Genomic DNA, 21,455 nt, shown 5'->3' with positions numbered 1-21,455 from the left:
CGTCACCGCTCGTCCGTCCCCGCCACCTTCCCCGTCGACAGAGCCACCCGGTTCCAGGTGTTGATCGTGCAGATCAGGGCGAGGACCTGGGCCAGTTCGCGCTCGTCGAACAACGCGGCGGCCTCTGCGTAGACCTCGTCCGGGACGCCCGCGTCGGCGACGAGCGTCATCGCCTCCGTGAGGGCCAGGGCCGCCTGCTCCCGCTTGGTGAAGAAGTGCCGGGCCTCGCGCCACACGGCGACCATGTGCAGCCGGTCCTCGCTCTCACCGGCCTTGCGGGCGTCGTTGGTGTGCATGTGCAGGCAGTACGCGCAGTGGTTGAGGTGCGAGGCGCGGATCTGGATCAGTTCGACGAGGGCCGGGTCGAGGCCCTCGCGGGCCGCGGCGTCGAAGGCGACGAGGGCCCGGAAGGCCTTCGGGGCGGACTTGGCGAACTCCAGCCGGGACGCCTTCACCTGCGTGCTGTTCGTGCTCGTGTGCGTCGTCATGTCCCTAACCTACGAGCCGGAAAGACCCGTTGTAGGGTGCATTCCCATGGCGACTTCGTGGGTCAATTCCGCGGAACGGATCGGGTCCGACCTGCATCTGGAGCTGACCGGGCCGGGGGGCCGGCGCGCTGCGCTGATCCGGGCCCTGCGGGAGGCCGTACGCAGCGGACGACTCGCTCCGGGCACACGGCTGCCCCCGTACCGCTCGCTCGCGGCCGATCTCGGCGTCGCCCGCAACACGGTGGCCGATGCCTACGCGGAACTCGTCGCGGAGGGCTGGCTCACCGCCCGTCAGGGCTCGGGCACCCGGGTCGCGGAGCGTGCGGAGCCGCTGCGGCCCGCCGCCCGCGTGCCCCGGAAGGCACCTCCACGCGCGCGTGGGCCCCGGCACGACCTGACGCAGGGTACGCCGGACGCCTCGTCGTTCCCGCGCACCGCTTGGCTGGCCTCCTACCGGAGGGCTCTCCAGCAGGCGCCCAACGAGGTGTTCGGCCCAGGTGATCCGGCCGGCCGGATCGAACTGCGGGAGGCGCTCACCCAGTACCTGGCACGCGCGCGTGGTGTGCGCACCGAGCCGGGCAGGATCGTGGTCTGCTCCGGCTTCGCGCACGCGCTGCGGCTGCTGTTCGGAGGAGGCGTCCTGCGCGGGCCCCTGGCGGTGGAGGCGTACGGGCTCGGATTCCACCGGGAGGTCCTCGCGGCGGCCGGAGTGCGGACCGTGCCGCTCCCCCTCGACGAACACGGCGCCCGGGTCGACCGGTTGGGGCGCGAACGTGCCGTGCTGCTCACGCCGGCGCACCAGTTCCCGACCGGCGGCCCGCTGCACCCCGCGCGCCGGGCCGCCGTGATCGACTGGGCACGCGCGCGTGGCGGGCTGGTCCTGGAGGACGACTACGACGGGGAGTTCCGCTACGACCGCAAGCCGGTCGGCGCCGTCCAGGGCCTCGATCCCGAGCACGTGGTCCACATCGGCTCGGTCAGCAAGAGCCTGTCGCCGGCGGTGCGGCTGGGCTGGATGGTGCTCCCGGAGCGATACGTCGACGCCGTCCTGGCCGTCAAGGGGGACCGGGAAGCGTGGGCGAGCGTGCTGGACCAGCTGAGCCTCGCGGACTTCGTCGCCTCCGGGGCGTACGACCGTCACGTACGGCGTATGCGGCAGCGGTACCGCGGCCGCCGGGACAGGCTCGTCGCGGCGCTCGCCGAGCACGCGCCGCACATCGAGGCCACCGGTATCGCGGCCGGGCTGCACGCGGTGCTGCGGCTGCCGCCCGGCAGCGAGGCGTCCGCGGTCAAGGCCGCCGCCTGGCAGGGCATCGCCCTCGACGGCCTCGCCGCGTTCCGGCACCCGGACACGGACATGCCGGCGGGCGACGGCCTCGTCGTGGGATACGCGACTCCCCCCGAACATGCGTACGGGCCGGCCCTGGAGGCGCTGTGCCGTGCACTGCCGCCGCCGTGACCGGCCCGAAGCGGAAGCCGGGAGACCCGGAAAATCCTAGGCCTTGCGCCCCACCGCCCCGTATCCCGGAATCACCCCGTCGTCCTGCCCGGGTACGGGCTCGCCCGGTTCGGGGTGCCAGCGGTGGGGCACCTCGACGCCGGGCTCGACGAGGTCGAGGCCGTCGAAGAAGCGGGTGAACTCCGCGCGGGAGCGCAGGGCCAGGGTGACACCGGCGGCGCGGAGCTTCTCGGTGGCCGCCTTGGACTCCTCCGGCGTGAAGTCGGCCGTGGCGTGGGTGATGACCAGATAGCTGCCGGAGGGCAGTTCGGCGAGCAGCCGGCGGACCAGGTCGTGCGCGCCGTCCTCGTCGGAGACGAAGTGCAGCAGCGCGATGAGCGACAGCGCGACGGGCCGGGTGAAGTCCAGGACCTTCCTCGCGCCCTCCAGGATGGCATCCGGGTCGCGTACATCGGCCTGGAGGTACTCGGTCGCCCCCTCGTCCGTGCCGCGCAGCAGGGCCGCCGCGTGGGCCAGCACGATGGGGTCGTTGTCGCAGTAGACGACCCGGGCGTCGGGGGCGGTCTCCTGTGCGACCTGGTGGAGGTTGGGCTCGGTCGGGATGCCGGTGCCGATGTCCAGGAACTGCCGTACGCCGTTCCCTGCCAGCCAGCGTGTGGCCCGGTGCATGAACGCGCGGTTGACCCGCGCCATGACCGGCACCCTCGGGTCGAGGGTGAGCATCTGCCGGCCCATCTCCTCGCCGACCGGGTAGTTGTCCTTGCCGCCGAGGTACCAGTCGTACATCCGCGCCGGATGCGGTCTGCTCGTGTCGATCGCGACGGCCGAGGCGGAATCCTGCCCGGTCATGAGGCACTCCATAAGACACAAAGGGTGATCAATTCAGCACCAGCGTAAGGAAGTTGAGCCACAGGTAGCGGCAGAAGCAGCAGAATGGGCGATCACATCAGGACAGCAGGAAGTCCGCCTCCCCCGCCTTCGCCCCTTCGATGAAGGCCGTCATCTCGTCCGTGGTGTAGATCAGCGCCGGACCGTCCGGGTCGGTGGACTGCCGCACGGCGATCCGGCCGTCGGCGAGCTTCATCGCCTCCAGGCAGTTCCCGCCGTTCCCGCCGCTCCACGGCTTGTGCCAGCCTTCACTGCCCAAGTCGCGCGCGGGCATGCCGTTGTAGACGTGTTTGCGCGGCTTGATGCGATCCATTTACAGCTCCTTGCGGAGATCCCTGAGGATCTCCTTCGTGCGATGTGCCGTAGCGGCCTGCGCCGCCATGCGGTCCATGACCTCGAGGTAGGTCGCCACCTCGGCGCGCACGTCGAGGTAGACCGCGCCGGTCAGGTACTCGCTGTAGACCATGTCCGGCAGTTCGGGCACGGCAAATCGGAACAGCACGAACGGCCCGTACGTGCCCGGGTGCGGCCCACTGGCGAACGGGGCGACCTGCAACGTCACGTTGGGCAGCTTCGTGGCCTCGAGCAGTGCGTCGATCTGGGCACGCATCACCTCCGGGCCGCCGACCGGGCGCCGCAGCACGGTCTCGTCCATCACGACCCACAGCCGGGGCGCGTCTTCGCGGGTGAGCAGTTCCTGGCGCTGCATCCGCAGGGCGACATGGCGCTCGATGTCGTCGGGCCTGGTCTGGCCGATGGCGCCCGACCGGAGCACCCCGCGCGCGTAGTCCTCGGTCTGCAACAGCCCGGGGACGAAATGCGGTTCGTAGCTGCGGATGACTCCGGCCGCGCCCTCCAGGCTCACGTACATCGAGAACCAGCCGGGCAGGATGTCGTGGAAACGCTGCCACCAGCCGGGCTTGTTCGCTTCCTCGGCCAGCAGGACGAAGGCGTCGGCCTCCTCGTCGGAGATGCCGTAGGCCTTCAGGAGCAGTTGCAGATACGGGATTTTGAGCGCGACCTCGGCCAACTCCATACGGCGGACCGTGGCGGGGGCGACGCGGAGGATGCGGGCGGCTTCCTCGCGCTTCATCCCGGCGCGTTCTCGCAGGTCCAGCAGGCGCCGGCCGAGAACGACCTGGCCCACCGTCGGCGCGGACCGCGGTTCGCTCACGCTCCACCTCCACGAAGAGTTCTGACGAGCCGGCCACAAAAAGAACGCTGACAGCCCGACGGCGCCATTCGAAGACCTTTTCGAAGACCGAGTATCCGAACACACGTTCCGAACAGATCTTCGACGATCTCAACTGGCGCCGCGTGAGGTGCTGTTGCGAGCAGTGTGCCACGGCCTTTCAGGCCGTCACACAGCACTCTGCAATTTTCAGAGTGACACTTGCCAAGTGTTCACGGCGGGGCGATAGTGGCAAGCGTGATTCCGTCCGCGCCCTTAGGAACAGACGCCGCCCCAGGCCCTCTCGGCCTGGGTGCCACCTCGGAAGCAAGCCCCGTCGGGGCCGCTGCCGAGCGCCGGTTCCGTTTCGAGCTGGCCGCACATCCGGGTTCTCCCGCACAGGCCAGACGCCTGACGCGGGCCCGGCTGACCGGCTGGTCGGTGTGCGAGGACACCTGCGACAGCGCGGCCCTGGTGGTTTCCGAGCTGGTCACCAACGCCATCGTGCACACGGCGAGCACGCACATAGTGTGCGAGCTGCATGACGGTGACGACCAGGTCCGGATAGCCGTGCGTGACGAGGGCTGTGCCCCGGGCCGGCCCCACGCGGCCGGCCGCACCCGGCCCGAGGAGGAGCACGGGAGGGGACTGCTTCTCGTCGACGCCCTCTGCGACGCCTGGGGTGCCCATGAGCACGGCCCCGGGCTGCTGGTCTGGGCCGAGCTGCCGCGCACGGCGAACACCGCGGACGAGGCGGCGGAGCCCCGGAACGACCTGGGCTGGGGTGCCCGTCCGAAGCCGGGGCCGTCCGACGACTCGGGCGACGGGGGCGAAGCGGACCGGACGCGCCACACGAAGGGCGCCCAGGAGGTTCCCCCGCAGGAGCGACGCCGAGAACGGGGGCCGGTATGAGCCCCGGGCGCGGTGACCGCGTCCTGAACCTGGACACCCTGACCCGCCTCCGGCGCGGGCTGCGGACGGCGGGTCCGACGCTGCGGCTGCCCGTCCCCGACGGCATGACCGCCCCGCTGGGCTGCGACGCGGTCGCCGTACCCGCCCGTTTCGGCCCGCTGGTCACGCCCCGGCTGCCCCGCGTGGGCTGCGTCTACGCAGACGAGACGCACTGGTGGTGGCTGGTGCCGTCCGACTCCGACCACGCCCTGGAGTGGCCCGCCCCGGCGCACTACGCCACCGGCGCGGCCGTCCCGGACGTACCCGAGCTCCCCGAACTGATCCACCGCCCGGACGGCAGGCTGCCGTACACCCCGCCGATACCGCTGTACCTCGCCCTGTGCCGTGTGACGGAGACCGCTCCGGCCTGGTCGCGGCCGGTCAGCGCGTAGGGCTCGACGAGCACGCCGGACACGGCTCGGCCGGGGCATACGCACCACCCCTGCGATTCCGCGCCGTCCCACGCCTCCCCCGGCCGGGTCGTGCGCCAGCGCGCCTCCGGCGCCCCGGGCTGCGCCCTGCCCGGGCGGCCTCCGCCCCCGCGATAGTGACCGTTCGTCCACGAGCGGGGCACGAACAGGGAGGTCGGTCGACGGTGGCGAAGAAGCGGACCGCACCGGAAGTGTCCGAGTCGGAGCGGCTGCTCTTCGGCGGACCGCTGCGCTACGACATGGGCTGGAACCAGCACGCCGACGCGTTCCTGGAGCTGAACTTCCGCGCCATGATCAGCCGGCTGCCGTCCCTGCTGGCGTCCAGCCTCCGGCTCGCCCGGCAGGCCGACCGGGGCGCCGCGCGGGTCGTGCTGGCCGCCGAGGCGGGCCGGGGCGTGGCGCAGGCGGTGGCACTGCTCGCGGTCAACAGCGTGCTGGCGCGGCTGATGGGCGGCGGCCCGATCGAGGACCGGCTGCGCGGCGCCGTCCCCGCGCTGGTCACGGTGGCCGCCGTGATGCTGCTCGCGGCACTGCTGCGGGCCGCGAGCACCTACGCCACCGGACGGCTGGAGCCCAAGGTGGAGCGGGTGGCCACCGAGCAGTACCTGGAGCGGGCCGCGGCCGTCGAACTGGCCGCGATCGAGGACCACGCCTTCCACAAGCTGCTGGACACCGCGCAGTACGGGGCCGCCTCCGCCCGCCGGATGATCATGTACGGGACGCGTGTGATCAACGCGATGATCTCGCTGGTCGCGGCGGCCGGTGTCCTGACCGTGCTGCACCCGGCGCTCCTGCCGCTGCTGGTGACGATGACACTGCCGAGCGCCTGGAGCGCGCTGACCGTGGCCCGGCGGCGCTACGAGTCCTTCCACGCCTGGGTGCAGCACGCCCGTGCGGGCCGGCTGATCGGGAATCTGCTGATCGAGCCCGAGGCGGCTCCCGAGATCCGGGTGCACGGGGTGGGCGGGTTCCTGCTGCGGCACTTCCGCGCGATGTCGGAGACGGCGGAGGCGGAGCAGGCGCGGCTGGCCCGGCTCGCCGCCCGTACCGGCCTGATCGCGGCGGCGTGGACGGGCCTGGCGACGGTGGCGACGTACGCGACGCTCGGCGGGCTGCTGCTGGCCGGGGCGATGGCCCTGTCGGTGGCGGGTACGGCCGTGATCGCGATCCGGACCGGCTCGCAGAGCCTCGACACGCTCGTCGTGGAGGTCAACGCGCTGCACGAGGAGGCCCTCTTCGTCGGCGACCTGCAACGGCTCTACACGGAGGCGGCACAGCGGGCCATCCCGGTGGGCGGCCGGCCACTGCCGGAGAACCCGCGCGAGATCCGCTTCGAGAACGTCACGTTCCGTTACCCGGGCGACTCGGCCCGCCCCGCCCTCGACGACGTGTCGCTCACCCTCCCGCTGGGCCGGATCGTGGCACTGGTCGGCGAGAACGGCTCCGGCAAGACGACCCTGGTCAAGCTGCTCGCCGGGCTCTACACGCCGGAGAAGGGGCGGATCCTGTGGGACGGTGTGGACGCGGCGACCGCCGACCGGCACCGGCTGGCCGAGCGGATCGCGATGGTGGCGCAGGACTTCAAGCGGTGGCCGTTCACGGCCCGGGTGAACGTCGCCCTGGGGCGTACGTCGGCGCCGCTGTGCGAACAACGGCTGGCCGAGTCGATCGCCGAGGCCGGGGCCGAGACGGTGATCGCGGACCTGCCACGCGGGCTGGACACGCTGCTCGCCCGCAACTTCAGCGGCGGGCACGAACTGTCGGGCGGCCAGTGGCAGCGGCTGGGCATCGCCCGGGCGGCCTACCGCAGGGGCCGCATCCTGATCGTGGACGAGCCGACGGCGGCCCTGGACGCCCGGGCCGAACTGGAGGTCTTCGAGCGGATCCGCGCCCTGGCCGACAGCGGCCAGACGGTCGTACTGATCACGCACCGGCTGGCGTCCGTACGCCACGCGGATCTGGTGCACGTCCTGGACCAGGGCCGGCTTGTGGAGTCCGGGACTCCTGAGGAGCTGCTGGCGACCGGCGGTCTCTACGCCGAGCTGTACGCCCTCCAGGCGGAGCAGTTCGCCAAGTCACCCACCACGGTCCAGCCGGTCCCGAAGGTGCCGACGCCGAAGGCGGGCTGAGCCACGCCCCCTCGGGGCACACGTCAGGCCGCGGCGTCGGCACCGTCCCCGCTGCGCACGATCACCAGGAACATGTCCGTAGCGAGGTCCATGACAACCTCGGCAGGCAGGCCCTCCAGACGCCGCGCCTGCGCGAACTCCTCCGCCGGCCAGGAGCCACGCGGCCCACCGGCGGGAAAGCTCTCGAGCACCGTTCGCCCGTTCACCCTGCACCTCCATGTCGCGCTGTACTCGTAGAGTTAAACGCCAACCATGGGGTGAACGGCTCGCGAAGTGACGGTTCTGAGACGTAGTTGACACTCGTTCACCACCGAGTGTGACAAAACTCTCAGCTCTTTGGCCTATCTGTTCACTTTCCGTATCAGCCGTCGTACTCGTCGTGATACCGGATGCGCTCACTTCCCGCAGGCGCCCCAGGGGCCGACGCGCGCCCCTTGGGTCCCCCCACCCCTCCTGGCGGCCCAGTGCGGTGGGGTCCAGCAGAGGCTGGTCGAGCCGAGGCCAACGAGGCCGCGCTCACATTCTTCGGATACGGCGCCCGGGACACCGCCGCGAACGACGTACGCGCGCGGGTGGCGGCCTTCTCCTTGACCAGCAGTCGCGCGCGCCGCACGCCACTGCGCGCGCGAGACGATCTCCGGAAGCGACATGGGCCCTCCTGTGGCAACGGTCCGTCCGTGGGTGGTGTCCGGCGGGAGGGACGGAACTCATCGCTGCCCCGGAAGGAATTTCGGAGGGAAGGGATTTCGGAGGGCCCTTCCGGAAGGTCAGGTGTCGTAGTCCTGGATGCGCCGGCCGTGGCTGCGGTCGACGAGGGCGGGCAGGCGCTCCTCCAGTTCCCGTACCACCGCCGGCACGTCGATCGTCAGCAGCACACGGTCGCGCATCAGGATCCGTCCGTCGACGATCGTGGTGCGGACGTCGGCGGAGCGGGCGCTGTGCACGAGCGTGGCGGCGAGGTCGTGGACGGGCTGGGTGTGCGGTCCGGTGAGGTCGACCAGGACGATGTCCGCCCGCCGCCCCGGCGCGATGCTGCCGACGCTGTCACCCAGTCCCACGGCACGGGCGCTCTGGAGGGTGGCGTGGTGCAGGGCCTGGCGGGAGGTCAGCCAGCGGGGGTCGCCGTCGGAGGACTTCTGGACCAGGGAGGTGAGGGCCATCGACTCCCACACGTCGAGGGAGTTGTTGGAGGCGGCGCCGTCGGTGGCCAGTCCGACGTCGACGCCGATGTCACGCAGGGCGCGGACCGGTGTGGTGTCGGGCCAGGCGAACTTGAGGTAGCCGCGGGGCGCGGTGGCGACGGCCGTACGACCGGCCGCCCGCTCCAGGACGGGCAGGTCGCGGTCGGCGATGCCGGTGCCGTGGGCGAGGAGCACGTCCGTGTCGAGGACGCCGGTGCGTTCCAGGACCTCGATCGGGGTGACGCCGTGGCGCGCCAGGCTGGTCTCGGTCTGGTCGCGGTTCTCGGCGGCGTGGAGGTGCACGGGCAGGCCGTGTTCGCCGGCGAGCCGGGCGGTGGCGGCGAGGTCGGTGTCGTCGACCGTGTAAGGGGAGTGCGGGGCGAGGGCGGTGGTGACGCGGCCGCCGGCAAACCCGCGGTGCCGGAGCGCGAACTCCAGTGACCGCTCCCGGCCTTCGGGGCCCGTCGAGGAGAAGTAGGCCTCCCCCAGCAGCGCCCGCATGCCGCAGTCCGCGACCACTCGCGCCACCGCGTCCATGGCGAAGTAGTGGTCGGCGAAGCAGGTGACGCCGGCGCGGATCATCTCGGCGCAGGCGAGCCGCGCCCCCAACTCGACGTCCCTCTCCGTGAGGTTGGACTCCACGGGCCAGACGACCTCGTTGAACCACTCCTGCGTGGGCAGGTCCTCGGCGAGGCCGCGCAGCGTGACCATCGGCGCGTGCGTGTGACAGTTGATCAGACCGGGCAGGGCGACCTGGCCCCGGGCGTCGAGGCGCTCGGCGGCGGCCAGGTCCGCGGCCCCCGCGGTGGTCGTCACGGCCTCGACGACGCCGTTCCGTACGACGATCGCGGCGTCCTCCTCGAACCCGATGCGCTCTTGATCGTCGTGCACGAGGACGGTACATGCGCTGATGATGAGGTCGGCGGGACTGTCCGCGGCAGAAGGCGTCATCGCGCCAACGTACGACGGGGTCGTAGGGCGGCATGAGCCGAACCGCACATCCCGTCGCGGCCCTGTCGCGGGGCAGGGCCGGGCGAGCACCCTGGTCCCACCACCCCGCCTGTCGGCTTCTGAAAGGAGCCCGGCATGCTCCTCGGCACCTGGAACCTGGAGAACCTCTACCGGCCCGGCGGCCCGTACGGCCCGAAGGACGAGGCGGCGTACGGGGCGAAGCTCGCCGCCCTCGCCGCCGTGATCACGGAACTCGACCCGGCCCTGCTCGGCGTGCAGGAGGTCGGGGACCCCGAGGCCCTGAAGGACCTGGCGGGGATGCTCGACGACGACTGGCATCTCGCCCTGTCCGAGCATCCGGACAGCCGGGGTATACGGGTCGGGTTCCTGAGCCGTACGGCCGTGACGGTGCTGGCCGACACGACGGCGTTCCCGGCGGAGCTGCGTCCCGTGCAGGTGGACGACTCGGGGGTGACGGTGGCGCGGGCGGGGCGGGGCTTTCTCGCCGTGGAGGTCGAGGACGGGCCGCTGCGGGTGGCCGTGTGTCACCTGAAGTCGAAGCTGCTGTCGTACCCGAACGGCCGGTTCCAGCCGCGCGACGAGGGCGAACGGGCCCGGTACGGCGCCTACGCCCTGTACCGGCGGGCCGCCGAGGCGACCGCCCTGCGCGCCCTCGCGGACGAGCTCCTGGACGGCGACGGGCAGGGCAGGGACGTGGCCGTACTGGGCGACCTCAACGACGAGGTGCAGGCAGCGACCACACAGATCCTGCTCGGCCCGCCCGGCTCGGAGATCGGCACTCCGGGGTACGAGAAGGCCGACAAGGGCGACACGACCCGGCTGTGGGACGTGGCCCCGCTCATCCCGCCCGGGCAGCGCTACTCCCGCGTGAACTCCGGGCGGCGCGAGCTGATCGACCATGTGCTGGTGAGCCACCGCCTGGTGCACCGGGTGACGGCGGCGGGCACGGGCCTGCCCGGCGAGGGCCCGCCCGGTCTGCCGTCGGTCGGCCCCGACCCGGCGCAGCGGCGGGGCGCGCCCGGGTCGGACCACGCGCCGGTGTGGGTACGGATCGGGGGCTGAGCACCATGGACGTCCCCGAGCGCCTGGCCTGGGCGGTGCAGGTCCTCGACCCGGCACCCGACGACCGGGTGTTGGAGATCGGCTGCGGCCGGGGGGTCGCCGTCGCGCTGATCCGCGACCGCCTCGCCACGGGTACCGTCACCGGCATCGACCGCTCCGCCAAGGCCGTCGAGGCGGCACGCCGCCGCAACAGCGACGCGCTCGCCACCGGAAGGGCCGCCTTCCACACCCTGGCGCTGGAGGACGCCGGCTTCGCCACCGGCTCCTTCGACAGGGTCCTGGCGGTCGATGTGAACCTCTTCTGGACCCGCCCGGCGGACCGGGAACTGGCCGCGCTGAGGCGCTGGCTGGCGCCGGGCGGCCTGCTGTTCCTGTGCTGGGCACCGCCGGACGGGAAGCGTGTCGGGGAGATCGCCGCGAAGGTGGAGCCGGTGGTCGCGGGGCACGGGTTCGCGACCGAGGTGCGCCGGGCGGCGACCGCGCGGGGCGCCGGCCTCGTGGGGGTGCTGGGCAGGGCGGTGGTGCCGGGGCGGCTATCCGGCCAGGGGCGTCCGGGGAGGTCGTAGCCCCACCCGCTCCACCGGTCCGGCGAGTTCGTCGAGGAGGGCGGTGAGGCGCTCGGTGTGCTCGGGGCCGATCCGTCCCGTGTCGTCGAGGTGGACGGCGCAGGCGGTGGTCGTGTCGACGAGGCGTTCGAGGAGGTCGGCCACCTCGTCCGCGCCCTCGGTGTGGCGGGCGAGGGCGGGCAGTTCATGCGCGGACAGGGAGATGGCCGTTCGGGCCTCGGCAAGGGTCCGGTAGGCCTCGCGGCGCAGGGTCCAGCGGGTGGCGCGCTGGTCGGAGGGAGTGACGCGGTGGTCGGTGGAGGTGGCGGGGCGCTCGGGGGCGCCGATGCGCGGGGCGTGGGCCTCGTCGAGGACGTGGGTGAGGTAGGCGTACGCGGCCTCGCTCGCCGCGGCGAGCCGGGCGCGCACTCCCCCGCCCCGCTGTCCGGGCATCGGCAGGTGCCCGACGATCAGCACGATCGCGCAGGCCAGCAGCGTCTCGCCGATCCGCCCCATGGAGGCCTGCGGCTCGCCGCCGACCATGACCAGGGCGAGGACGAGGACGGTGACGACGGCGGTCTGGGCGGCGAAGTGCCGGGTGGCGACGGGGATGAGCGCTCCGCTGAGGGCGACGAGCGCGACGAGCCCCTCGGGCCGGGGCAGGACGGCGGCGAATCCGGCGAAGAGGACGGCGCCGAGCACGGTGCCGGCGGCCCGGTTCAGTACCCGCGAGGCCAGCGGTCCCAGGTCTGGCTTGACGAGGAAGACGGCGGTGGCCGGGAGCCAGTACCAGTGCTCGTGCTGCCCGTACCACTGGCCCTGGTGCAGGGCCTGGGCGACCGCCGAACTGGCCCCGAAGCAGAGGGCGACACGCAGTCCGTACTCGCGTCCGGCGCTGCCGAAGGCGGCCCGCAGCCGGTCCCTGGGCGTACGCGGCCGGGTGTGCAGATCGCCGCCCCGGCCCTGGTCGAACACCTCTGCGGCGTGCAGGAGGGCGTCGTCGAGGGCGCGCAGGGCGGGCGCCGAGCGGGAGGGTGCGGGCAGCGGCCCGGTGTGGCTGTTGCCGCGTACGGCGGCGGCGAGCCGCCGGGGTCCTTCGGAGGCCCGCTCGGCGACGGCCTCTCCGGCCCACGCCAGCGCGGTGGCGGCCTCGGCGAGGGGCAGGGCGGCGGCGTACTGCGCGTGCAGCCGCCGCTCGGCGGAGGAGGAGGCGTACCGCCGCAGCCGGGGCCCGGCGAGGGCGTCCTGCGCGTGGTCGAGGGCGGCGGTGAGCGCGGCCCGGCGACGCATGGCCTCGGGCCCGCCGACGGCGTCGAGCAGTTCGGCGACGGCGTCGTACACGCCGGCGACGGCCTTCCGCTCCCCGTCGAACCGGAAGTCTCCGGCGAGGGAGCCGGGCGTGGGGAGCACGAGCCGGAGCACGAGCAGCCACCCGGCGCCCGCGACGTAGGCGAGCGCACGCTCCCACCCCGGCTCCGGCAGGGGCATCCCCGCCCCGATCGCCGAGGCGACGAGCAACTGTGTCCCGACGGCGGACGCGACGGGCCCGATCGCGCTGATGCTCCCGGCGACGAGCCCGACGAACGTGAGGATCACGGTCAGCACGACCGCGCCGGTCTGCTGCCCGGCGTACGTCCCGGCCACCAGCCCCAGGGCACCGCCCAGCGCGGGCACCCCGATCCGCTTGACCGATACCCGTCGGCTCCCGGGCCGGTCGTTGATCCCGGCGAGCATGGCGGCGATGGCTGCCACGACCCCGAGCGAGGTACGCCCGACCTGCACGGCCACCAGCAGCAGCGGTCCCGCGGACAGGGCTCCCCGCGTCACCGCGCTCCAGGGCACCGGCCCCCGCTGAGCACGCAGGGCATGCGCGAGCCAGGGCGGCAACGCGGGAAGGACACGGCGGGACCGGGACACAGGGCTCCTGTCGACTCGTCGAGGGCAGGGGTGGGCCTTCGGGCGACGGTGGCCGGGCGGGGGTGTGGGTGCCCACAGTAGGCCGGGTTCCTGGAGGGAATGTTTCCGGAACGTGACGGAGTACGGGAAAGCCGCGTTCTTTATGAACGCAACCGGCGACGGCCGTGGTCGGTCAGCTCCGCGCTGCTTCCACGGCCCGGTTCAGGAGCGTCTCCACGTCGGTGATCCTCTGCCGGAGCTCGTCCGGAGCGCCGGGGAGGGCGCCCAGGATCGCGTCCACTTCCCGCAGACCGGCCCGCGCGACGAGGCCCTTCTCGTTCGTGACCCACTCCCCCCGCGCCGCGAGCACCGCGTGCGCCGTCTGTGTCGCGGCGAGGGCGATCGCGCCCGCGGCCTGGGTGACCGCGCCCTTGGGCGCGTGCCCCGCCTTCGCGTACGCGAGGGTGGCCGCGGCCATGCCGTGCCAGTGGGCCGGGGCGGTCTCGCGCAGTGCCGGCGGGTAGGCCGCGGGACGCGACAGCTCACCCCGCAGCACCTTGTTGATCGCGAGTTCGGCGACGAGCAGGTACGTCGGGATGCCCGCCAGGTGGAACATCAGCGGCTCGACCCGGAAACGGCCCTGCTCCGCTTCCGCCACCTCGTGTTCGACGACGTCGAGATCGCGGTAGTGCACGTCCACGCGCCGGCCGTCGATGGTCAGCCAGGCGCCGCCGTTGAAGACGCCGCCGCCCCACGCGCCGAGCTCGCAGACCTCGCCCTCCCAGCCGACCGCACGGAGGTCGTCCGGGTCGAAGTCGCCCCGGTAGTAGACCGCCAGGTCCCAGTCGCTGTCCGAGCGTTCGGTGCCCTGGGCGCGGGAGCCGCCGAGAGTGACGGCCCGGACGGCGGGGAGGGCGGCGAGGCGGTCGGCGGTGGTGTCGAGGAAGGTCTGGTCCGGGAGGGTGGGCACGGGCACGGCTCCTCGGCGGGCGGGTGACGGGGTCTGGTGAAGCGTAGGGGGACGGCTCGGTCGGGGTGAACCGAAATACGGGTGCGTCCGCGCGCCGGGGCCCGCATGATCGGCGGGTTGCCCTTGGCTGCCGCCCGTAGATCGGAGACCCCTGTGATCCAGCGAGTCACTGTCCCGAGCCTGTTTCCGCCGCCCACCTATTCCCATGCATCCGTCGTCGAGGCCGGCACGCGGCTGGCGTTCCTCGCCGGGTCCGTCCCTCTGGACGCCGACGGCGAGCTCGTCGGCCCCGGGGATCCCGTGCGGCAGGCCGAGCAGGTGATCGCCAATCTGCGGGAGCAACTGGCCGCGGTGGGCAGCGACCTGGCGCACGTCGTGGCGACCGACGTGTACGTCGTGGGCAGTGAGCCGGCCGTGCTGTCGGCCGTGTGGGAGGTCGTCGAGGCGTCCGGGCTCAGCGCCGGTCCGCACTCCTCGACGCTGATCGGCGTGGCGTGCCTCGGCTACAGGGGGCAGCTGGTGGAGATTACGGCGACAGCGGTCGTGCCCGGCGAGCCGCCGGCCTGAGGCCTGAGGAGAACGCCATGTTGATCGAGCACCGGGGGCGGCGCCCCGTCGTCCCCGAGTCCGCGTACGTCGCCCCGACGGCCGTCCTGTGCGGAGCCGTCGTCCTCGGTGAGCGCAGCCGGGTGCTGCACGGGGCCGTGCTCACCGCCGAGGACGGGGAGGTGCGAGTGGGCTCGGACGTCGTCGTCATGGAGAACGCCCTGGTGCGGGGGCGGGCCCGGCATCCCGCGGTCATCGGTGACGCCGTGCTCGTCGGCCCGCACGCCCATGTCAACGGGGCGACCCTGGAGGACGAGGTCTTCGTGGCCACCGGCGCCTGCGTCTTCCCGGGCGCCGTCGCGAGCACCGGGTCCGAACTGCGGATCCACAGCGTGCTGCACGTCAACTCCGTGCTGCCGCCCGGCACCGTCCTGCCCATCGGCTGGATCGCGGCGGGAGCGCCCCGGGCCCGGCTCTTCGCCCCCGGCGAGCACGACGAGCTGTGGCAGGTGCAGGAGGCGCTGGACTTCCCCGGCACGGTGTACGGCATCCCGCGCGGCACCTCGATGCGGGAGGTGATGGCCCGCCAGGTGGCGTTCTACGGAGCCCATCGCGACGACCTCACACTCGACGGCCCCTCCCCCGGCGGACAACCGTGAGCTGCGGACAGCCGTGAGCTACCGGCCCGTGGGCCGCCCCCACACCCTCCGTTTCGCCAGCGGCTCGGCGTAGCTCCCCACCCGGCTCGTCGTCAGCCCCAGCGCCACCAGCGACTCCGCCAGTTTCACCGCCGCGGCGACCCCGTCGACGACCGGCAGGCCCAGCTTCTCCCCGACCACGCGCTGCAACCCCGTCATACCGGCGCAGCCCAGCACCAGCACCTCGGCCCCGGCCCCGCACGCCCGCTCGGCGGCGGCCAGGAACGCTGTCTCGGTGCGCTCGTCGTCGCCGAGGTCGAGCACGTTCAGGCCCGTGCCGACGATCGCGGCGCAGTTCCGCGCCACACCCGCCGTCTCCAGGCTGTCCTCGATCTGGCCGACGGACCTCTCCAGCGTGGTGACGACGCCGTAGCGGCGGCCGACCAGGCAGGCCAGGTGCGCCGCGGCCTCGGTGATGTCGACGACCGGGACGCCCACCAGTTCCCGGACACCCTCGCGCCCGTGCTCCCCGAAGCCGGCCATGACGACGGCGTCGTACGGCGGTCCGTCGTACGTCCGCAGCGTGTCCATGACGGCCGCGGCGGACAGGTAGCTGTCGAGCCAGCCCTCCGCGGACTCCGGTCCCCAGTTGGGGGTCAGCCCGGTCACGGTGGTGCCCGGACCTGCGGCGGCCCGGGCACCTCGTACGATCTCCTCGGTCATCTCCTGCGTGGTGTTGCAGTTGGTGACGACGATCCGCACGTCTCTCAGACCTCCATGGCAGGGCGCTCGGCGGCACGTTCGCTGCGGCACAGGACCGCGTACAGCCCGGCCGCGAGGGCCGTGCCGATGAACCAGGAGTACGGCGCCACGTCGCTGAAGTCCTTCACCAGCGCGAGCACCGCCGCGACACCCGCCGCCGGCAGGAAGGCCCACAGCGCCTTGGGGTTGACGCCCTTGCGGTAGTGGTAGCGGGAGCCGGGGGTGGCGTCGAAGAGTTCGTCCACGTTCACGCGGCCGCGCTTGACCCAGTAGTAGTCGAGCATGATCACGCCGAACAGCGGGCCGAGGAAGGCACCGAGGCCGCCGAGGAAGTAGTTCACGACGGTCGGGTTGGAGAAGAGGTTCCAGGGCGTGACGAGCAGGGCCGCGACCGTGCTGATCATGCCGCCGACCTTGAAGGTGATCTTCTGCGGCCAGACGTTGGCGAGGTCGTACGCCGGCGAGACGAAGTTGGCGACGATGTTGACACCCATGGTGGCGATGGCGAAGGTCAGAGCGCCCAGCACCAGCACCCACGTGTTGCCGATCTCGGCGACGAGGTAGGCCGGGTCCGTGATCTCCTTGCCGAACACCTCGAACGCGCCCGCCGTGACGATGACCGACACGATCACGAAGGCCGTGGAGTTGATGGGCAGGCCCCAGAAGTTGCCGCGCTTGACCGACTTGTAGTCGGGCGAGAAGCGGGAGAAGTCGCAGAAGTTGAGCATCAGGGTGCCGTACGTGGCGAGGACCAGCCCGATCGCGCCGAACCACTGGCGCCACTGCTCGCCCACGGAGACCGGGTGCGGAGTGGAGGTGAGCGAGATCGTCCAGCCGGCCTTGGCGAGGATCCACACGGCCAGCGCGATCATCACCAGCCAGATCGCCGGACCGCAGAAGTCCTGGAACTTGCGGACCGATTCCATGCCCCGGCTGATGATCGCCGCCTGGACCAGCCACAGCGCGATGAAGGAGACCCAGCCGAGCGCGTCCAGCCCGAGGAAGGAGTTGTGCGTCCACGACTCCAGGCTCGGCCAGGCCGCGAGCAGCATCACGTTGACGGCGACGGAGGCCAGGTAGGTCTGGATGCCGTACCACATGATGGCGATCACGGCCCTGATCAGCGCCGGGATGTTGGCGCCCCAGACACCGAAGGCGATCCGGCTGACGACCGGGAAGGGGACGCCGTGGCGCTGCCCGATCTTCCCCATCCAGTTCATGCCGATGTAGATGATCACGAAGCCCACGAGCAGGGACGTGAAGATCTGCCAGACGTTCATGCCCAGGAAGAGCAGCCCGGCGGCGAAGGTGTAGTTGCCGAGGTTGTGGACGTCGGACATCCACATGGCGAAGAGGTCGAAGACCTTCCAGTTGCGCTTCTTCGCGGGCGCGAGGTCTTCGTTGGTGAGCCGGGGATCGGGGACGAACGCTGGGGTGCCGGTGGGTGCGGCACGGTCGGCGAGGGACACGGGGCCTCCATGAGCGAGGGGACGTCGGAGGACTGCTATGTGAGGGACTGCTGTGCGGGGTCCGCTCTGCGGGGGGCTTTGGTATACCAAACTGCGGTCATGGTCCCGCCGTCAACAGTTCTGACCGATGTCGCTCTTGTTAACGCTGCGTAAAAGACGCCTCGCCTCGGCGAGGATGGTCTCCATGACGAAGATCGAACCTCTTGGAGCGGTGCGCGAACGCGTCACGGCCGAGCTGCGGCAGGAGATCATCGCGGGCAGTCTCCGTCCCGGCGACCGCCTGGTCGAACGCGAGCTGGCGGAGCGCTTCGGCGTCTCGCGCGTTCCGGTCCGGGAGGCGATCCGGGCGCTCGTCACCGAGGGCTTCGTCCACTTCGAGACGCCCCGCCGCACGGTCGTACGCCGTCTCACCCCGAACGACGTCAAGGAACTGTTCGAACTGCGCGAGGCCCTGGAGGTCTACGCCGCCGGACTCGCCGCGTCCCGCGCGACACCGCAGGGCCTGGCCGAGGTCCAGGAGCTCCTCGACGGCGCGGCCGCCGCCACCGAGGCCGGAGACGCCGAGCTGATCACGGAGCTCAACAGCCGCCTGCACGACCGCATCGTGGCGATGGCCGGCAACAACCTGCTGACCGAGGCCCTGGAACCGGTCGCCGGCCGGCTGCGCTGGATGACCCGACGCAACGAGGAGTGGCCGCAGCTCCTAGTGGAGCACCGCGAGCTGTTCGAGGCGATCGCCTCGGGCGACCCGCACCGGGCCCGCGCGCACGCGCTCACGCACGTACGGACCAACTACCGCTCCACGGTGCGGCATCTGTTCGGGGAGGAGAGCGCCCACTAGGCCCTGTCGTCACATTCCCGTCGTCCGCCCGAAGGGCGGGCCCCGCGGCGTCAGGTGCTTGCTCTCGGCGTGCCGGGTGCAGGCCCTCGTACTGGTTGTACGTGGGTCTGTGCCCGGTGCAACGAGTGGGGTTCCCCTGCTCGGAGAGCTTGGGGGAGCGTGCATGGCGTCGCGGGGCAGGCGGGACTTTGCGGACACACCCCAGCCAGCCGCGTCACCAACCTCTCCGAACAGCACACCTAGCCCGTTCAGCCGGCGGTCGTCGGCAACTCCGCCGTCCGCGCGGCCGTCCGCAGGACATCGCGCAGCATCACCGGAGTGAGCCGGCCGGTGAAGGTGTTGCGCTGGCTGACATGGAAGCAGCCGAAGAGTTCCAGGCCGTCCAGGCAAAACCGGGCCCCGTGGCCGAAGGCGGGCCGCGGCCGGGGAACGGACCAGCCCGCCTCGGCGAACGCCGGCAGCGCGGCCTGCCAGCCGAAGGCGCCGAGCACGACCACGGCCCGCAGCGTCGGACGCAGCAGCCGCAGTTCCTGCACGAGCCAGGGGCGGCAGGTGTCCCGCTCCTGAGGGGTGGGTTTGTTGGCGGGCGGGGCGCAGTGCACGGGCGAGGTGACGCGCACGCCGTACAGCTCCAGGCCGTCGTGGGCGTGCTCGGCGGTGGGCCGGGAAGCGAGGCCGACGTCGTACAGCGCCTCGTACAGGACGTCCCCCGAGCGGTCGCCGGTGAACATCCGGCCGGTGCGGTTGCCGCCGTGGGCGGCGGGGGCGAGTCCGACGATCAGCAGCCGGGCGTCCGCCGGTCCGAATCCGGGCACCGGCCGCCCCCAGTACGTCCAGTCCGCATAGGCGGCTCGCTTGACCCGGGCCACCTCCTCACGCCAGGAGACCAGCCGCGGGCAGGCCCGGCAGTCCGTGATGCGCCGGTCGAGGAGAGGGAGACCGCTGGCGTCCATCACTCCACGGTAGGCGCAGGCGGGGTTGTGGTCGTCGGGGGGAGGCGGGTTTCCCGGGCAGGTCCGGACGCCCTGGCGCGCCGGTTCAGGTGGTGGTCGTGACCGGCGTGGACCGGACGCCGGCCCGCCGGAGCCAGAGCAGAGCACCGGAGAACAGCACGGCACCGGTCAGCAGCCAGGGCAGGGGGCCCGACGGCAACGCGCCGACGGCCAGGCCGGTGAGCGCGCCGGCCAACTGCTGCGCGAGGGACTGGACGGACAGGGCGGTGGCGCGCTGCTCGCTGGGGACCCGGCGGTGCAGCAGGTCGTTCTCGTTCGGGGAAGCCGCACCGATGCCGAGGTGGAACAGGCAGAAGCCGACGACCGCGAGGGCCGTGGCGAGCAGGTGCGTGGTGGACGCGGTGACACCGAGCAGCAGCATGCCGCCCGCACAGCCCCCGAGGCAGACCAGCACGGCCCGTTCACCGCTGCCCGCGACCCGGGCGGCGAGCGGCGCGAGGTGGCTGCCGACGCCGCCGCAGACGAAGCCGGCGCAGGAGAGCGCGGCATAGGCCATCGCGCCGGAGCCGGTCGCCCCGGTCAGCGCCGCGGTACGACCCGGCATGAGCAGTTCGGTGACGGCCAGGGCACTGCCGACGGCCGCGGCGGTGAGCAGGACCCGCCGGACCAGCGCGTCGCGTCCGCCCAGCCGCAGCCCGCCCAGGACGGTGACCGGGACGCCGCGCAGCACGGAACGCGGGGTGGCCGCAGGACGCGGCGGCTCCCGCAGGACGGTCAGCACGTAGCAGACGAAGACGACCCTGACCGCGGCTCCGAGCAGCACGGGAACGGACAACGGCAGCACCGCTCCGGACGTCGCCTCGCTCAGCCGGGCACCCAGATCGGGCCCCACTCCGAGCAGCCAGGGCAGGGCACCGCCGAGCAGGATGCCGGCGGCGAGTGCGGCGGAGGTCGCGGAGCCGCCCCGGGCCAGGCCCGTCCGCAGCTCGGCGTCGGGCCCGGAGTGCGCCTGGACGGTGTCGACGTACCAGGCCTCGGCGGTACCGCTGGCCAGGGCGCGGGCCGCGCCCATGAGCACCATGCCGGCGGTGAGCACCCAGGCGGTCGTGCCGAGGCCGGCAAGGCCGAAGGCGACGACGTTGAGCGCACCGGCCATGGCGAGGACCGGCCGGCGCCCGAGGACGTCCGAGAGCCCGCCCGTGGGCAGCTCCAGCGCGGCCACGGTCAGCGAATGAGCGGCGAAGAGCCCCGCCACCGCCGCGAGGGACATGCCGCGCTCGCTGAACAGAAGGACCAACGAGGCCATACCGAGGCCCGGCGGAAGCCATAAGAGCGCACAGACGGTGACGTACCGGCGGCGAGCGGTCCGTATCCCGGGTGCCTCTGGCGGTTCTCGCAGCTCTTGCAGCTCTGTCATGAGGCGCTCTCGCGATGCGTGTCCTCACGGTCGTGCGGGGCGAGCGGCAGGCCGGCGGTGAGGAGCATGACGTGCTCGGCGCGCGGATCCTCCGCGTCCCGGGCGGTCAGTTCCTCCAGCTTCCGGGCGACCGACTCCCAGAGCTCGGTGAGCGACTCGGCCGTCAGCCGGGGCATGAGGTCGCTGATCCCCGACGGCTCCACCCACTCCTGGCCGAACCGCCCGGCGGCCATGTCCGCCTCGTGCCGGGCGAGGGACGCCTCCAGGTGCTCCAGCTGCCGCCGCCGCGCCAGGCTGACGAAGGCGCGGCCCGCCTCGGAGGACTCCATCGCCTCGTTGCTCCAGGACGTCACGGTGTGCCGGGCCCGCCAGCGCCGCTCCCGCCCGTCACGATGCTCGGCCTCGGCGATGAACGCGTACTTCGCCAGCACCCGCAGGTGGTAACTGGTCGACGCCGACGACTCCCCCGTCCGCGCGGCGAGCTCACTGGCCGTGGCGGGCCCGTCCTGCCGCAGCAGCCCGAGCAGCTGGATGCGCAGGGGGTGGGTGAGGGCCTTCAGGGCGTCGGTGTCGTGCTCGGGATCGAGTACGCGCTTGTGCTCGTCGCTGTCCATGCCGGCAGGGTAGGCGACCCCGGACGTTTACCAAAAGAATTTTTGCAAAACTGATTCGGCAGAACAGCGTGG

22 protein-coding genes and 1 pseudogene are annotated in these 21,455 nt (G+C 72.5%); 9 read left to right on the top strand and 14 right to left on the bottom strand.

All coding sequences use genetic code 11. The annotated features are described in order from the left end of the window. Nucleotides 1-2: 2 nt before the first annotated feature. A complete protein-coding gene (locus AOQ53_RS30405; protein WP_059422138.1) occupies nucleotides 3-488 on the bottom strand; it encodes a carboxymuconolactone decarboxylase family protein in 486 nt (161 codons plus the stop codon). Nucleotides 489-534: 46 nt separating this feature from the next. On the opposite strand from AOQ53_RS30405, the gene pdxR reads away from it, so the two are divergent. Further along, a complete protein-coding gene (gene pdxR, locus AOQ53_RS30400) occupies nucleotides 535-1,947 on the top strand; it encodes a MocR-like pyridoxine biosynthesis transcription factor PdxR (protein WP_059422136.1) in 1,413 nt (470 codons plus the stop codon). Nucleotides 1,948-1,983: 36 nt separating this feature from the next. Here the strand turns inward: pdxR and AOQ53_RS30395 are convergent, their stop codons facing one another. The 3 genes from AOQ53_RS30395 to AOQ53_RS30385 all read right to left on the bottom strand — a co-directional run bounded on the left by AOQ53_RS30395 (nucleotide 1,984) and on the right by AOQ53_RS30385 (nucleotide 4,009). After that, nucleotides 1,984-2,796, bottom strand: coding sequence for an SAM-dependent methyltransferase (locus tag AOQ53_RS30395; RefSeq protein WP_059422135.1), 813 nt, complete (start codon nucleotides 2,794-2,796; stop codon nucleotides 1,984-1,986). A 97-nt stretch (nucleotides 2,797-2,893) separates the two neighbouring features. Next, nucleotides 2,894-3,148, bottom strand: a complete 255-nt coding sequence (locus AOQ53_RS30390) for a DUF397 domain-containing protein (RefSeq protein WP_020277664.1) — start codon at nucleotides 3,146-3,148, stop codon at nucleotides 2,894-2,896. Continuing rightward, the gene (locus AOQ53_RS30385; RefSeq protein ID WP_059422134.1) at nucleotides 3,149-4,009 is read right to left on the bottom strand and encodes a helix-turn-helix domain-containing protein; all 861 of its coding nucleotides are present in this window, start codon (nucleotides 4,007-4,009) and stop codon (nucleotides 3,149-3,151) included. A 219-nt stretch (nucleotides 4,010-4,228) separates the two neighbouring features. On the opposite strand from AOQ53_RS30385, the gene AOQ53_RS30380 reads away from it, so the two are divergent. From AOQ53_RS30380 to AOQ53_RS30370, 3 genes are all read left to right on the top strand, one after another. Continuing rightward, nucleotides 4,229-4,918, top strand: a complete 690-nt coding sequence (locus tag AOQ53_RS30380) for an ATP-binding protein (RefSeq protein ID WP_059422133.1) — start codon at nucleotides 4,229-4,231, stop codon at nucleotides 4,916-4,918. Continuing rightward, a complete protein-coding gene (locus AOQ53_RS30375) occupies nucleotides 4,915-5,349 on the top strand; it encodes a hypothetical protein (RefSeq protein WP_059422131.1) in 435 nt (144 codons plus the stop codon). The genes AOQ53_RS30380 and AOQ53_RS30375 overlap by 4 nt, the downstream gene beginning before the upstream one ends. 278 nt (nucleotides 5,350-5,627) lie before the next feature. Further along, nucleotides 5,628-7,517, top strand: a complete 1,890-nt coding sequence (locus tag AOQ53_RS30370) for an ABC transporter ATP-binding protein (RefSeq protein ID WP_236711867.1) — start codon at nucleotides 5,628-5,630, stop codon at nucleotides 7,515-7,517. A gap of 23 nt (nucleotides 7,518-7,540) precedes the next feature. On the opposite strand, the gene AOQ53_RS30365 is transcribed toward AOQ53_RS30370, so the two are convergent. The 3 genes and pseudogenes from AOQ53_RS30365 to AOQ53_RS30360 all read right to left on the bottom strand — a co-directional run bounded on the left by AOQ53_RS30365 (nucleotide 7,541) and on the right by AOQ53_RS30360 (nucleotide 9,649). Continuing rightward, nucleotides 7,541-7,723, bottom strand: coding sequence for a hypothetical protein (locus AOQ53_RS30365; protein WP_037674458.1), 183 nt, complete (start codon nucleotides 7,721-7,723; stop codon nucleotides 7,541-7,543). Between the two features lie 155 nt (nucleotides 7,724-7,878). Next, nucleotides 7,879-8,035, bottom strand: a pseudogene (locus AOQ53_RS46725) (DUF899 domain-containing protein); the annotation flags it as partial. Between the two features lie 249 nt (nucleotides 8,036-8,284). Further along, nucleotides 8,285-9,649 (bottom strand): amidohydrolase, encoded by a 1,365-nt coding sequence (locus AOQ53_RS30360; protein WP_059422129.1) that lies wholly within the window; start codon nucleotides 9,647-9,649, stop codon nucleotides 8,285-8,287. 135 nt (nucleotides 9,650-9,784) lie between these two features. On the opposite strand from AOQ53_RS30360, the gene AOQ53_RS30355 reads away from it, so the two are divergent. Continuing rightward, on the top strand, nucleotides 9,785-10,732 hold the full coding sequence (locus AOQ53_RS30355) for an endonuclease/exonuclease/phosphatase family protein (RefSeq protein WP_059422127.1): 948 nt from the start codon (nucleotides 9,785-9,787) through the stop codon (nucleotides 10,730-10,732). Between the two features lie 5 nt (nucleotides 10,733-10,737). After that, entirely contained in the window at nucleotides 10,738-11,298 is a 561-nt protein-coding gene (locus AOQ53_RS30350; RefSeq protein ID WP_059422126.1) for a class I SAM-dependent methyltransferase, read from the top strand. Here the strand turns inward: AOQ53_RS30350 and AOQ53_RS30345 are convergent. Both AOQ53_RS30345 and AOQ53_RS30340 read right to left on the bottom strand, forming a co-directional pair. Then, nucleotides 11,266-13,194, bottom strand: a complete 1,929-nt coding sequence (locus AOQ53_RS30345; RefSeq protein WP_059422125.1) for an FUSC family protein — start codon at nucleotides 13,192-13,194, stop codon at nucleotides 11,266-11,268. The genes AOQ53_RS30350 and AOQ53_RS30345 overlap by 33 nt on opposite strands. 172 nt (nucleotides 13,195-13,366) lie before the next feature. Then, nucleotides 13,367-14,143, bottom strand: coding sequence for a nucleotidyltransferase domain-containing protein (locus AOQ53_RS30340; RefSeq protein WP_408055204.1), 777 nt, complete (start codon nucleotides 14,141-14,143; stop codon nucleotides 13,367-13,369). A gap of 153 nt (nucleotides 14,144-14,296) precedes the next feature. On the opposite strand from AOQ53_RS30340, the gene AOQ53_RS30335 reads away from it, so the two are divergent. Both AOQ53_RS30335 and AOQ53_RS30330 read left to right on the top strand, forming a co-directional pair. Beyond that, nucleotides 14,297-14,710, top strand: coding sequence for a RidA family protein (locus AOQ53_RS30335; protein WP_059422122.1), 414 nt, complete (start codon nucleotides 14,297-14,299; stop codon nucleotides 14,708-14,710). Between the two features lie 17 nt (nucleotides 14,711-14,727). After that, nucleotides 14,728-15,348: a gamma carbonic anhydrase family protein gene (locus AOQ53_RS30330; RefSeq protein ID WP_059422121.1), complete on the top strand. Its 621-nt coding sequence runs from the start codon at nucleotides 14,728-14,730 to the stop codon at nucleotides 15,346-15,348. A gap of 18 nt (nucleotides 15,349-15,366) precedes the next feature. Here AOQ53_RS30330 and AOQ53_RS30325 read toward each other — a convergent pair whose 3' ends face one another. After that, nucleotides 15,367-16,089, bottom strand: coding sequence for an aspartate/glutamate racemase family protein (locus tag AOQ53_RS30325; RefSeq protein WP_059422120.1), 723 nt, complete (start codon nucleotides 16,087-16,089; stop codon nucleotides 15,367-15,369). 5 nt (nucleotides 16,090-16,094) lie between these two features. Continuing rightward, nucleotides 16,095-17,558 carry an NCS1 family nucleobase:cation symporter-1 gene (locus AOQ53_RS30320; RefSeq protein WP_059422118.1) on the bottom strand — a complete coding sequence of 488 codons (1,464 nt, stop codon included), beginning with the start codon at nucleotides 17,556-17,558 and terminating at the stop codon, nucleotides 16,095-16,097. A 175-nt stretch (nucleotides 17,559-17,733) separates the two neighbouring features. Here AOQ53_RS30320 and AOQ53_RS30315 point away from each other — a divergent pair, with 175 nt between their 5' ends. Further along, on the top strand, nucleotides 17,734-18,399 hold the full coding sequence (locus AOQ53_RS30315) for a GntR family transcriptional regulator (protein ID WP_059422117.1): 666 nt from the start codon (nucleotides 17,734-17,736) through the stop codon (nucleotides 18,397-18,399). Between the two features lie 248 nt (nucleotides 18,400-18,647). On the opposite strand, the gene AOQ53_RS30310 is transcribed toward AOQ53_RS30315, so the two are convergent. The 3 genes from AOQ53_RS30310 to AOQ53_RS30300 all read right to left on the bottom strand — a co-directional run bounded on the left by AOQ53_RS30310 (nucleotide 18,648) and on the right by AOQ53_RS30300 (nucleotide 21,383). Continuing rightward, the gene (locus AOQ53_RS30310; protein WP_059422115.1) at nucleotides 18,648-19,352 is read right to left on the bottom strand and encodes a uracil-DNA glycosylase; all 705 of its coding nucleotides are present in this window, start codon (nucleotides 19,350-19,352) and stop codon (nucleotides 18,648-18,650) included. 85 nt (nucleotides 19,353-19,437) lie between these two features. After that, nucleotides 19,438-20,658 carry an MFS transporter gene (locus AOQ53_RS30305; protein ID WP_236711866.1) on the bottom strand — a complete coding sequence of 407 codons (1,221 nt, stop codon included), beginning with the start codon at nucleotides 20,656-20,658 and terminating at the stop codon, nucleotides 19,438-19,440. Nucleotides 20,659-20,765: 107 nt separating this feature from the next. Next, nucleotides 20,766-21,383, bottom strand: a complete 618-nt coding sequence (locus AOQ53_RS30300; RefSeq protein WP_059422113.1) for a helix-turn-helix domain-containing protein — start codon at nucleotides 21,381-21,383, stop codon at nucleotides 20,766-20,768. Nucleotides 21,384-21,455 lie beyond the last annotated feature (72 nt).

Source organism: Streptomyces azureus (assembly GCF_001270025.1).
GTDB lineage: Bacteria > Actinomycetota > Actinomycetes > Streptomycetales > Streptomycetaceae > Streptomyces > Streptomyces azureus.
Note: the sequence above shows the minus strand (reverse complement) of the source record. Positions and strands in the feature narration are given on the sequence as shown.

Excerpts from the sequence above, each read along its gene's own strand:
- AOQ53_RS30330 (WP_059422121.1), top strand. The coding sequence starts at position 14,728 with ATGTTGATCGAGCACCGGGGGCGGCGCCCCGTCGTCCCCGAGTCCGCG.
- AOQ53_RS30405 (WP_059422138.1), bottom strand. The coding sequence starts at position 488 with ATGACGACGCACACGAGCACGAACAGCACGCAGGTGAAGGCGTCCCGG.
- AOQ53_RS30300 (WP_059422113.1), bottom strand. The coding sequence starts at position 21,383 with ATGGACAGCGACGAGCACAAGCGCGTACTCGATCCCGAGCACGACACC.
- AOQ53_RS30375 (WP_059422131.1), top strand. The coding sequence starts at position 4,915 with ATGAGCCCCGGGCGCGGTGACCGCGTCCTGAACCTGGACACCCTGACC.
- AOQ53_RS30315 (WP_059422117.1), top strand. The coding sequence starts at position 17,734 with ATGGTCTCCATGACGAAGATCGAACCTCTTGGAGCGGTGCGCGAACGC.
- AOQ53_RS30390 (WP_020277664.1), bottom strand. The coding sequence starts at position 3,148 with ATGGATCGCATCAAGCCGCGCAAACACGTCTACAACGGCATGCCCGCG.
- AOQ53_RS30350 (WP_059422126.1), top strand. The coding sequence starts at position 10,738 with ATGGACGTCCCCGAGCGCCTGGCCTGGGCGGTGCAGGTCCTCGACCCG.
- AOQ53_RS30370 (WP_236711867.1), top strand. The coding sequence starts at position 5,628 with ATGGGCTGGAACCAGCACGCCGACGCGTTCCTGGAGCTGAACTTCCGC.
- AOQ53_RS30305 (WP_236711866.1), bottom strand. The coding sequence starts at position 20,658 with ATGGCCTCGTTGGTCCTTCTGTTCAGCGAGCGCGGCATGTCCCTCGCG.
- pdxR (WP_059422136.1), top strand. The coding sequence starts at position 535 with ATGGCGACTTCGTGGGTCAATTCCGCGGAACGGATCGGGTCCGACCTG.
- AOQ53_RS30360 (WP_059422129.1), bottom strand. The coding sequence starts at position 9,649 with ATGACGCCTTCTGCCGCGGACAGTCCCGCCGACCTCATCATCAGCGCA.
- AOQ53_RS30355 (WP_059422127.1), top strand. The coding sequence starts at position 9,785 with ATGCTCCTCGGCACCTGGAACCTGGAGAACCTCTACCGGCCCGGCGGC.
- AOQ53_RS30395 (WP_059422135.1), bottom strand. The coding sequence starts at position 2,796 with ATGACCGGGCAGGATTCCGCCTCGGCCGTCGCGATCGACACGAGCAGA.
- AOQ53_RS30310 (WP_059422115.1), bottom strand. The coding sequence starts at position 19,352 with ATGGACGCCAGCGGTCTCCCTCTCCTCGACCGGCGCATCACGGACTGC.